The sequence below is a fragment of the Novipirellula sp. genome (assembly GCF_041583735.1).
In the GTDB taxonomy this organism is placed as follows: domain Bacteria; phylum Planctomycetota; class Planctomycetia; order Pirellulales; family Pirellulaceae; genus Novipirellula.
This window is the reverse complement of record NZ_JBFHFD010000268.1, coordinates 1-10,794: the sequence shown is the minus strand read 5'-3', so window position 1 is coordinate 10,794 and position 10,794 is coordinate 1. Positions and strand designations below refer to the sequence as shown.

Sequence of the window (10,794 nt, the reverse complement as noted above, 5' to 3'; positions counted from 1 at the left end):
GTGTAAACACTCGGAGGTTGTTTACGTGGTTTCTCAGTCGAGGGTAGTGTCGACACGATCGCCCTCCTGGATAGTGCCTTGGCTGAAGTCGGGTAGGATTTCCGCGACAGCTCGTTCGGGTTCAATTTTCAACACGCGGACCTTGCCCAGATAGCGGCCCTGTCGACTGACTTCGAGATGATGACCTGATCGCAGCCCATCATCGTATCCAATCGAAACTTCGATCAATTTTTTGGGACGGTTGATCACCAACACGGTGCCATTGCGATCCGGCGGTGATCCATCGAGTGGTTCGTTGATATCGATCCCTTTGGAATCGACGACCTCTTTGTAGCGGGTGACCTGAGCCATCAATTGATCGTTACGCTCACTTTGAATCTGCACAATCCCGCGCAACTTGTTCATTTGGTCAGTTAATTTCAACGTTTGCGTAAACAGCGTGTCGCGGTCTTCTTGTTCTTTGCGGATCTGTTGTCGCAAGCGATTCGCTTCCGCCGTCAACTCTTCGAGCTGCAGGGCACGGCTGCGGTCGGTTTGAGCAAAGACGGTGTTTTGAGCTTCTTTTTGCTGATAGCTCTCTTCCCGCTTTTGCAACTGGTCTTTCAATTGGTCCAATTGAGTCGTCAACGCGCCCAACGCGGTTCGACGCGCGGCTTGTTCACGAGCCAAGGCGGCTTCGACGCGTTGCTGCGTATCCCGAAGCTGCTCGTTGGTTGATTCATAATCTTGAATTTGTTCTTTCAGTCCACCTGGGCCTGTCACGACGTCCCGCCAATTGCGGTGCGATGCGTTAACCGCCAAAGCCAAAACCATAAAGGTCAAGCTGAGGATGAGGATGATGACTGAGAACGACTTCCCGAGTAGGGTCATTGCGAAAATTCCGTATACGTTCCGACCGACAAGAGATCCCCGACAAAAAAGAGATCCAGCGACACGATAGGCGGGAGAATTGCCCAAAGGTCAATTCATCAACGCTGGCACGCTCTGGTGTACGAGAAGCGACAGGCTCGCTTGACTCGACCAGTGAAGTATAGTTAGCCCATAAATAGAGTGTCAACGAAAACGTTGTTAAAACAGGCAAACCAGACGTGGTTTAACAGCAGGGGCGGTTTATGCCGTTTTTTACGATGCGACCTCATCCCCCCGCAGGCCTAATAATCAAGTCCTTCGAGCGATTTTATCGCTTGAAGGAACTGATCCATGCTTGCCGTTCGTTTCTCGACGTTCGGCTGCAAAGCTCCCATGATCGCCCGCGACAGTCGCGGCTCTACCTCTGGGCACCGCTCCAACAAGTCTTTCGGTGGGGAGGTATCGTGATGCAGTGCTGCCTTTCCGTTCACCACATCCCCTTGCCATGGATGCTCGAAACAACACAGGCAGTAACAGGTGATCCCGAACGAAAATATGTCGACGCGAAAATCGGTCGATCGACGCCGCACAATTTCTGGCGACATATAAAGCGGCGTCCCCGTGCGGTTTCCCGGTGCCATGAAGTGACGCGTTGCAGGCACTGTTAAGCCAAAATCGATGAGCTTCAAACCGCTGAAATCGGGGAAACAAATGAAATTGCGGGGGCAGATATCACGATGAATGAAGCCGCGTGAATGCACGTAACGAATCGCTTCGGCCATCTGGCGAATCAACCCCATCCGCTTCCCTTTGAGGTTTGCTTCTTGGCGGTTGACGATCACATGCTGCAAACTGGGCCCTTCGACGTATTCCATCACCAAAATCGGCTGCCCCTTGCTGGTCAGCCCCGCTTCGTAGGTCTCGACCACGTTGGGATGCTTCATCCCCAATGCAATCTCGCCTTCGCTCGGCTTTTTCAGCCCTTTAAAGCGAGCTTCGAATTGCTCCATTTTTTCAATGTCAAGCAATTTCACGCCGACGGTGCGTTTGTGCTCGCGATCGTTGGCGACGAAGAAATTACTCATCGTGCCGGTGGCACTCGTTCGCATCCGGTCAAAACGCAGCTCGACGTTAATTCGCGCGTTGGCTTTGACATTGACCTTCGCTACGCCACTGGAGCCGGAATTGAATTTAGCCTTGAGCGAATCAAATAGCCCCATAGGTCACGCGAGCATTTGGAAACAGGGGAAAAGAAAAAGCGCTGTCGGTTTCGAAGATGCCGTCTTTGGGTCGACCGGCCGCTTCCTTTGAAAACCTACTTTCCACAATAGTCGATTGCGCGAGCAATCTCCGTTTTTAGCGATTTTCGTGGCACAATTCGGTCAATGTAGCCGTGCTCTAACAGAAATTCGCTCGTCTGGAAACCTTCGGGTAACTCGATTCCGATGGTCGCTTTAATTGTTCGCGGCCCGGCAAATCCAATCAACGCTTTCGGCTCGGCAAAGACCAAATCTCCTAACGAAGCGAAACTGGCGGCAACCCCGCCCATAGTGGGGTTCGTGAGCACACTAACAAACAACCCGCCCGCTTCATCGTAACGTGCTAACGCCGCGGACACTTTGGCCATTTGCATCAGCGAGAGGATCCCTTCGTGCATCCGAGCCCCCCCACCACTGGCACTGATGATGATCAGCGGCAGATCATGCTCGGTCGCAAATTCGATCAAACGGGTCAATCGCTCCCCGACCACCGACCCCATGCTGCCCATAATGAACGCACTGTCGGTGACCGCAAACGCGACTCGGCGAGCACGCACCATTCCGGTGCCGGTCAACACGGCATCGCTAAGCCCGGTCCGTTTTTGTTCGGAAACCAGTCGGTCGGCATACTTGCGTCGATCTGAAAACTCCAGCGGGTCCGATGGCCGCAAATGCTCGTTCATCGGCTCGAACGTTCCTTCGTCCAAGACCTGGGCAATCCGTTCGGTTGCGGAGACGTAAAAGTGGTACTCGCACTTGGGGCAAACGTTCAGCCGCTGGGCGACCTCTTTCTTATAGACCGAGGCACCGCAACCGGGGCATTTCACCCACAATCCCTCGGGGACTCCCCGTTTTTTAGGCGGTGCCGCCTTGTCCACACTCTCTTGGCCGGTTGAAGCATCCGCAGCCAAAATCCCTTCGGATTGCGACGGGGCAGAAGTCACCGACGATTTGGGTTCATCGGTTTTGGAAGGGGTCGAATCAACGCTTGCCATGCTATTTCGGACCATACTGTCTTGGGGATCAACAATTTCAAAGTCGGAATCGAACGTTCACCTTAGCCGATTTTTCTAATTTGTGCTCCCTCAAATTCTAGTCGCTTGCCGTCGAATGCGGGACATGGCCCCCCGCACCCCTCATGACCCCAAGTCTTGGTTTCGCTAAATTGCAGTCAACTCAACTTGACGCTCCAAACGCACCACTTGGAAAAGAGGGTGAAAAATTGGCTGCTGCTGAGATGGCTGATGCAGATAATTGAGTCTAAACCCGCCCCCCTTCCTCTTCTTTCGACGACACGATCATGACGATTCGACCGGTACGAAAACTTCTTGTCGCCAATCGCAGCGAAATTGCGACCCGAGTCTTCCGCAGCGCAACGGAACTTGGGATTCGCACGGTTGCGATTTATTCACACGAAGATCGTTATGCACTGCACCGCTTCAAGGCGGACGAGGCATACCAGATCGGTGAACCTGGCGAACCGATTCGCTCGTACCTGAACATCGAAGCGATCGTCGATCTGTGCAAAAAGCACGATGTCGATGCGGTCCATCCCGGTTATGGGTTCTTATCAGAAAACCCCGAATTCGCGCGAGCACTTGAAAACGCCGGCATCCTGTTTGTCGGCCCCAGCGTCAATTCGCTCGAACAACTCGGGGACAAAACCGCCGCACGAAAGATCGCCGAGGCGGCTCAAGTGCCTGTCTTGGGTGGTAAGAACGAAGCTCTCTCGGGTGTCGATGAAGCACTCGAAATCGCCAACTCGATGGGCTACCCCGTCATTCTGAAAGCGTCCAAAGGGGGCGGCGGACGCGGAATGCGGGTGGTCAATGCGGCAGACGAATTGCCGGCGGCACTCGAAGCGGCTCAGCGTGAAGCAAAAACCGCCTTCGGCAGCGATGAAGTGTTCGTCGAGCGGTTCGTTCAGCGAGCCCGTCACATCGAAGTCCAATTGCTCGGCGACCGACACAACAATCTGGTCCATCTATGGGAACGTGACTGTAGCGTCCAGCGGCGACACCAAAAGGTCGTCGAAATTGCGCCAGCCCCCAACTTGAGCGCCGACATCCGCCAAGCGATGTGCGAAGCGGCAATCAAGATCGGCCGCGCCGTCGGCGATGGTACCAGCGGCTACGAAAATGCCGGCACCGTCGAGTTTCTGTACGATGTCGATGCGAAGCAGTTCTTCTTTATCGAAGTCAATCCTCGTATCCAAGTCGAGCACACCGTGACCGAAGAAGTCACGGGAATCGATATCGTTCGCAGCCAAATCTTGGTCGCACAAGGCTATCCGCTAGAAAGCGATGAGGTCGGATTGGCGTCGCAGGACGCGATTCGCACCAGCGGTTTTGCGATGCAGTGCCGTGTGACGACCGAAGACCCAAGCAACCAATTTCGTCCCGACTACGGCCGGATCAGCCATTACCGCAGTGCCGCCGGGCTGGGCATTCGCTTGGATGCCGGCAGTGCGTTCAGCGGTGCGGTGGTCAACCCGTTTTACGATTCGATGTTGGTCAAGGTCACCGCGCGAGCTCCCTCGCTGGCCTCGGCCGCATCACGCATGAACCGCTGTTTGCACGAGTTCCGCATTCGTGGTGTAAAGACGAACATTCCGTTTCTGATCAAGATGATCAACTATCCGGCGTTCTTAGCCGGCGAAGCCACGACCCGTTTGATCGACCAAACGCCGTCGCTGTTCGAATTGCCGCGTCGCCGCGACCGAGCGAGCAAGTTGTTGGCGTTTTTAGGGGAAACGATCGTCAACGGCAACCCGCTTGTCGTTGGACGCCCTGTGGCAACACGCCGCGAACCGGCTCCGGTACCGCAACTGAAAAAACTTGGTGAGCTACCCGGCAAACGATTGCCCGAAGGCACCAAGGATATTTTTCGCCGCGAAGGTGCCGAGGGACTTGTCAAATGGGTGCAGAACCAAAAGGGGTTGTTGTTCACCGACACCACGATGCGTGACGCTCATCAATCGCTGTTGGCCACCCGCGTGCGAACGTTTGACATGTTGCAAATCGCGCCAGCGTACGCGCAGTTGACGCCTCAGCTGTTCTCGCTGGAAATGTGGGGCGGAGCAACGTTCGACACCACGATGCGATTTCTGAACGAGTCTCCGTGGCAACGGCTCGCTGACCTGCGTGAACAGGTCCCCAATATCCTGACGCAGATGTTGCTGCGAGCCAGTAACGCGGTGGGCTACACGAACTATCCCGACAACGTTGTCCGCTTGTTTGTACGCGAAGCCGTGCAAGCGGGAATGGACATTTTCCGTGTTTTCGATGCACTCAATTGGCTTGAAAACATGAACGTCGCGATGGACGCCGTGTTGGCCGAAGGCGGAATTTGCGAAGCTTCGATCTGTTATACCGGCGACCTGCAAAACCCACGTCGTACCAAATACGACATCAAGTACTATGTCGACCTAGCCAAACAGCTGGAAAAACGCGGCGCCCACTTGTTGGCGATCAAGGATATGGCCGGACTTTGCAAACCGGCTGCGGCGGTCCAGTTGATCCGTGCGTTGCGAGACGAAATTGGTATCCCGATCCATTTCCACACGCACGACACCGCAGGCATCCAAGCGGCAACGATCCTGGCCGCCGCCGGCGAAGGCTTGCAAATTGCCGACGCGGCACTCGCGCCGCTTTCCGGCGGAACGAGCCAAGTCAACTTGAACACGTTGGTCGAAGCGCTTCGCGATACCGATCGCGAGTCCTCGCTATCGACCGAAGCGTTGACGCAATTGGCAACGTACTGGCAAGCCGCACGTGAGTTCTATCTGCCGTTCGAAAGCAGTGTGTTGCCCGCCACCGGCGATCTTTACGAACACGAGATGCCGGGCGGACAATACACCAACCTGTATCAACAAGCTCGTGCACTGGGGCTCTCTGATCGCTGGGCCGAAGTATGTAAAGCCTATGCCGGCGTGAATCGCTTGTTTGGCGACATCGTCAAAGTCACCCCGACCAGTAAAGCGGTCGGTGACATGGCGTTGTTCTTGGTCGCCAATGAGATGTCAGCCGAAGACGTTTTGACCGCCGACAAATCTTTGGCCTATCCTGCCAGTGTGATTGATTTGATCGGGGGACGGATGGGACAACCGCCAGGCGGATTCCCCGACGAAATCATCAAGATCATTTTGGGTGATCAGAAACCAGTCCTCAATCGGCCCGGTGATTCGATGCCTGACGCCGACGTCGCTGCCGCTCGGGCGGCGGCCGCCAAGTTGACCGGCGATCCCGAAAATGACCGCGCCGCAGTCACACATCTGCTGTACCCGAAGGTGTTCGAGGACTTTGCCAAACACCGCAACACGTATGGGGACGTGGATCACATTCCGACGCCTAACTTTTTCTACGGACAAGAACCGGGCGAAGAAATCGCGGTTGATATCGAACCGGGTAAACGCTTGATCGTCAAATTTTTGGCGGTCGGGGTGCCACATCCCGATGGCACACGGACCGTTTTCTTTGAGCTGAACGGTCAACCACGCGAAGTGTCGATCCTCGACAAATCGCTCGAGCCCAAGGTCAAAGCGGCAATCAAGGCCGATGCCAACGATCCTGGTCAAGTTGCCGCCAGCATGCCAGGCATGGTGATCACGGTCGCTGCAGCCGAAGGCGATAAGGTCAAAGAAGGCCAGAAGTTGATGGTGCTCGAAGCGATGAAGATGGAAACCACCATCAACGCACCGGTCAGCGGAACGATCGCCAGCATCCAAACGCCTGCAGGCACGCAAGTCGAAGCGGGCGATTTGTTAGCGACGATCACGGTCAAGTAGCCGAAGTCCTATCAGCCATTTTTGAAGTTGCGTGATTGTCGTTTTTCCCGGCAATTCACAACCCGACGCGTGAGCGAGCGAGGCAAAACAAAAAATCCCTCGCTTTGCCGCTAAACACAAACTCGCAACTTCAAAAAATTCAGCTCCCGGGCTTCGGTCGCTCGAAGCCCCACGATGCGGCCATCGCATCGGCCGCTTCTTCGATGTCAGTAATCTCGCCCCACCCCCCATTGCGAAGATAGGCATGAGCGAATTCGTGCGCGATCACATACCACGCAAACGGTTCATGGGCATCGGCAAGCTTCACGCGAAGCACCACGCAGCGACTGGTCGTTCCAGCATGCCCCGGCGCGGGCATCAAGAACGACCAACCCACTCCCGGTTGATAATTATCGATCGTAACCTGGAAGCGATGGTCGTCCAGGAAATCTTGCTGCACCTCGGCCGGCAATCGCTCAAGGACATGCCGCACCCGGCGCAGCAAGACCGGGTGATCCGAAAACGGGGCAAGGTAGGGGGCGAAACGCATCAATCAACCGGACTTCGTTATAAACCAAGGAACGTCGTGGCGAGCATGAGATTCGCATCTTACCCTGCCCGACTCAATTTGTTTACCTGAAGGGATTTGCCAGCGATGAAAGCCAACGCGGTGAACCGTTTTCGGTTAGCGACCTTCCTCGGCAAGGTGGTTATTCGCGATTGGATGTCTATCATCCGCTGAAGCAGTAAGCCGGATCTCTGCTTCGCTGCGGTCCGGCCTGCATGGATCTGCCCGCGTTTTCTTAGCAAACATCAGTACGCTGCAACCGCTGCCTCGTAGGCGGGCAGCGCCTCGTTGATGAACAATGCCATCGTCGCGCCAAAACGCGGATTGATTTCCAGCAACTTGATTCCGCTGCCGTGCGGTTTGTAATCGATACAGCAAACGCCCTCGTAGCCAATCGCTCTCAACATCTCTTCGAAAAGGCCGGTGTAAGGGGAATGGTCTGACGTCTGACGCTTTACCGGTTTGCCATGTCGTCCTTTGACATACACCCCCGGCGGAAAGAAATATTTGCACGTGCGGCTAAAGACAACTTGCCCCTTCGTGATGACCAGATGGGTAGCAAATTCTTCTTGTCCACCGATATGCTCGAGCGTGAAATGCGATTCCGCATTCAACAGCGTTTCCAGTTCGCGTTCATCGTCGGAGTTTTGGATGATGAAGGTTCCATCGCCAAATCCAGAAACGCGTTTCTTCACAACATACGGATAATCAAGTCGACCACCCATCACTGGCATGTGATCGCCAAAACCATCCTGAGTCAACCGTTGAATCAATGCTTGTTTGTCTTCGCACAATTCGATCACCTCGGTATTCGGCACGATCGCCTTTTGGCCATGAAGTGAGCGGTGGTGCAGGTTAAAGTACTTTTCGTCACGCACCGTCAGCGGAAAAAGCAAATCAAAACGCCGGACATTGACGTCGGACAGGTTGTAGCAGAAGGGAACGTAATCTCGTAACGATTGGCCAATCGCGTTGTTCCAGTCGTGTTTACGTGAAAACAACACCGAGGGTTTTCGCTGAATTCGGCAGGTCGCCAATCGATATTGATCCGTCCATTTCATTCACGCACGATAGCAAGAAGATTCTTTTTGCTAAACATCCTTCACACGGGATTTTTAGCAAGATCCCCTACGCCAACAATTCTTTGACGGCGTGGTGCTCTTCGACGCCCGTAAGTTTGACGTTCAGTCCGCGAAAATTGACACTCAGCCGCTGATGATCCAGTCCAAGGCAGTGCAGGATCGTGGCTTGGATGTCATGCACATGCACCGGTCGCTCGGTAATGTTAAACCCGAGTTCATCCGTTGCGCCGAGCGTGATTCCTGGTTTAATGCCGCCGCCGGAAAACCACATCGTGAACGCTTGCGGATGATGGTCGCGTCCCATGCTGCGTCCCAACGCGGCACTCGACTCGACCATCGGTGTTCGGCCAAACTCGCCGCCCCAGACGACCAACGTTTCGTCCAGCAATCCACGCTGCTTCAAATCCTGGATCAACGCGGCACAACCTTGATCGGTCGCGGCACATTGCGACTTTAGCCCGCCGGCGACGTTGCTGTGGTGGTCCCATCCCGAGTGGTAAACCTGGATAAAACGCACGCCTCGCTCTGCCAAACGACGAGCGAGTAAGCAGTTGTTGGCAAACGATTTGGACGCATTGCCAGGCTCGGCACCGTACATCGCAAGCGTCTCAGCCGACTCGCTTTGGAAATCCATCAACTCAGGAGCCCGCGTCTGCATTCGATACGCCATCTCGTACGAACGAATCCGGGTTTCGATTTCAGGATCGAACACGACCGATTGGCGTTTCTGATTCAGCTTGCGAATCAGATCGAGCGAGTCGCGCTGTGCCTGGGTATCAAAACCGGCTGGGTTGGTGACATTCAAAATCGGATCGCCCGACTCGCGAAAAGGAACGCCTTGATGCGAACCAGGCAAGAAACCGCTGCCCCACATCGCCGCTCCGCCACTCAGGTTGCCGCCACTTTTTAGCACGACAAACGAGGGCAGATCGTTCGCTTCGCTGCCAAGCCCGTAGCTCAACCAAGCCCCCATGCTTGGTCGCCCCGGCAACTGATTGCCGGTATTGAACAACAATTGGGCCGGGGCGTGATTGAACAGATCGGTCGTGCATGATTTTACGAACGAGATGTCATCAACGACTTTGGACAAATAGGGCAAGCGATCCGATAGCTCGGCGCCGCTTTCGCCATACTTGGCAAACGGAAACTGCGGCCCCAGTACCGCCGCATCGGGCTGGATGAACGCGTAACGTTGGTTGCCGATCACCGACGGTGGGATCGGCTGTCCGGCGAGTTCAGCCAGTTTGGGTTTGTTGTCAAACAAGTCGAGTTGGCTGGGTGCCCCGGCCATGAACAAGAAAATTACCCGTTTGGCTTTGGCAGGAAAGTGAGTCGGACGCACCGAACTCGGTTGCGACACGTCATCTTGCCCAGCCAAAGCATGCTTCGCTCCGCCAGCGATCAGTGATGCGAGTGCCATTTTGCCAAGCCCGACACCACAATCTTGGAAAAAGTGGCGGCGGGTTGGATCGGGTCGTGAGTGAGAATTCATTGCTTTTACCATGGGATGCCAAGCGGCGCATTGGCTCGAAAAAAGATCGATTGACCGAGCGTTTGGTCAGGGGCGAGTGACGGCTTCATCGAGGTTCATGATCACCCGAGCGACCATCGACCAAGCCGCGAAGTCGGCAGAGGCATTCTTGTCGCCCCCGATCTCTGCCGCGATGAGCTGACCAGAAACCAGCCGTTGCTTTTGAGCATCGAAGTACGCCGTCAACATCTCCGTTTCCTCGATCGTGGGCGGTCGTGTCAAAATTCGGCGAAACATCGACGTTGCGATCTCTGCTGGGGAATCGTTTGCATCTTCACTGGTCTGCTTCGCCAACGTCTGTTTCGCCAACGCTCGGGCCATCTCAAAATACATCTCGTCATTCAAAACCGTCAGCGCTTGCAGCGGCGTGTTGCTACGGTTTCGCTGTGGGATACACTCTTCGCCCGTTGGGGCATCAAACACGGTGTAGGCGGCGAATGCTGCGGTCCGCTTTTTGAACGTATAGATCGAGCGGCGATAGCGATCAGCGTCCTTGGCGGTGTTCCATTTAAAATTGCCATACGCCAACTCCGTCACACTCGGAGGCTGCGGCGGGAACACGCCGGGACCGTACATTTTCTCCGACAGCAATCCTGATCCCCGGAGCATGATGTCGCGAACCGTTTCGCCATTGACGCGGAAACGTGCACCGCGGGCAAGCAGTCGATTATCAGGATCCATTTGGACTAGTTCGGCTGTCCCTTTGGAATCTTGACGATAGGTCGCGCTCATCACGATCC

General features: G+C 55.1%; 8 protein-coding genes. 1 reads left to right on the top strand and 7 read right to left on the bottom strand.

Annotated elements, in window-relative coordinates; translation table 11 throughout:
- Positions 1–33 precede the first annotated feature (33 nt).
- The 3 genes from ABX962_RS19145 to accD all read right to left on the bottom strand — a co-directional run bounded on the left by ABX962_RS19145 (position 34) and on the right by accD (position 3,103).
- On the bottom strand, positions 34–870 hold the full coding sequence (locus ABX962_RS19145; protein WP_339942852.1) for a hypothetical protein: 837 nt from the start codon (positions 868–870) through the stop codon (positions 34–36).
- Between the two features lie 281 nt (positions 871–1,151).
- Entirely contained in the window at positions 1,152–2,069 is a 918-nt protein-coding gene (locus ABX962_RS19140; protein ID WP_372721634.1) for a serine/threonine protein kinase, read from the bottom strand.
- A 95-nt stretch (positions 2,070–2,164) separates the two neighbouring features.
- Entirely contained in the window at positions 2,165–3,103 is a 939-nt protein-coding gene (gene accD, locus ABX962_RS19135; protein WP_372721633.1) for an acetyl-CoA carboxylase, carboxyltransferase subunit beta, read from the bottom strand.
- Positions 3,104–3,408: 305 nt separating this feature from the next.
- On the opposite strand from accD, the gene ABX962_RS19130 reads away from it, so the two are divergent.
- Positions 3,409–6,894: a pyruvate carboxylase gene (locus ABX962_RS19130; protein WP_372721632.1), complete on the top strand. Its 3,486-nt coding sequence runs from the start codon at positions 3,409–3,411 to the stop codon at positions 6,892–6,894.
- 139 nt (positions 6,895–7,033) lie between these two features.
- Here ABX962_RS19130 and ABX962_RS19125 read toward each other — a convergent pair whose 3' ends face one another.
- The 4 genes from ABX962_RS19125 to ABX962_RS19110 form a co-directional block, all read right to left on the bottom strand.
- Positions 7,034–7,423 carry a hypothetical protein gene (locus tag ABX962_RS19125; RefSeq protein WP_372721631.1) on the bottom strand — a complete coding sequence of 130 codons (390 nt, stop codon included), beginning with the start codon at positions 7,421–7,423 and terminating at the stop codon, positions 7,034–7,036.
- A 263-nt stretch (positions 7,424–7,686) separates the two neighbouring features.
- Positions 7,687–8,502 (bottom strand): ATP-grasp domain-containing protein, encoded by an 816-nt coding sequence (locus ABX962_RS19120; RefSeq protein ID WP_372721630.1) that lies wholly within the window; start codon positions 8,500–8,502, stop codon positions 7,687–7,689.
- A 67-nt stretch (positions 8,503–8,569) separates the two neighbouring features.
- Positions 8,570–10,015, bottom strand: a complete 1,446-nt coding sequence (locus ABX962_RS19115) for a DUF1501 domain-containing protein (protein ID WP_372721629.1) — start codon at positions 10,013–10,015, stop codon at positions 8,570–8,572.
- Between the two features lie 66 nt (positions 10,016–10,081).
- Positions 10,082–10,794: DUF1553 domain-containing protein (locus ABX962_RS19110; protein ID WP_372721628.1), on the bottom strand; the 713-nt coding region annotated here is incomplete at its 5' end.

Coding starts and splice junctions, on each gene's coding strand:
- ABX962_RS19145 (WP_339942852.1), bottom strand. CDS start 870: ATGACCCTACTCGGGAAGTCGTTCTCAGTCATCATCCTCATCCTCAGC.
- ABX962_RS19140 (WP_372721634.1), bottom strand. CDS start 2,069: ATGGGGCTATTTGATTCGCTCAAGGCTAAATTCAATTCCGGCTCCAGT.
- accD (WP_372721633.1), bottom strand. CDS start 3,103: ATGGCAAGCGTTGATTCGACCCCTTCCAAAACCGATGAACCCAAATCG.
- ABX962_RS19130 (WP_372721632.1), top strand. CDS start 3,409: ATGACGATTCGACCGGTACGAAAACTTCTTGTCGCCAATCGCAGCGAA.
- ABX962_RS19125 (WP_372721631.1), bottom strand. CDS start 7,423: ATGCGTTTCGCCCCCTACCTTGCCCCGTTTTCGGATCACCCGGTCTTG.
- ABX962_RS19120 (WP_372721630.1), bottom strand. CDS start 8,502: ATGAAATGGACGGATCAATATCGATTGGCGACCTGCCGAATTCAGCGA.
- ABX962_RS19115 (WP_372721629.1), bottom strand. CDS start 10,015: ATGAATTCTCACTCACGACCCGATCCAACCCGCCGCCACTTTTTCCAA.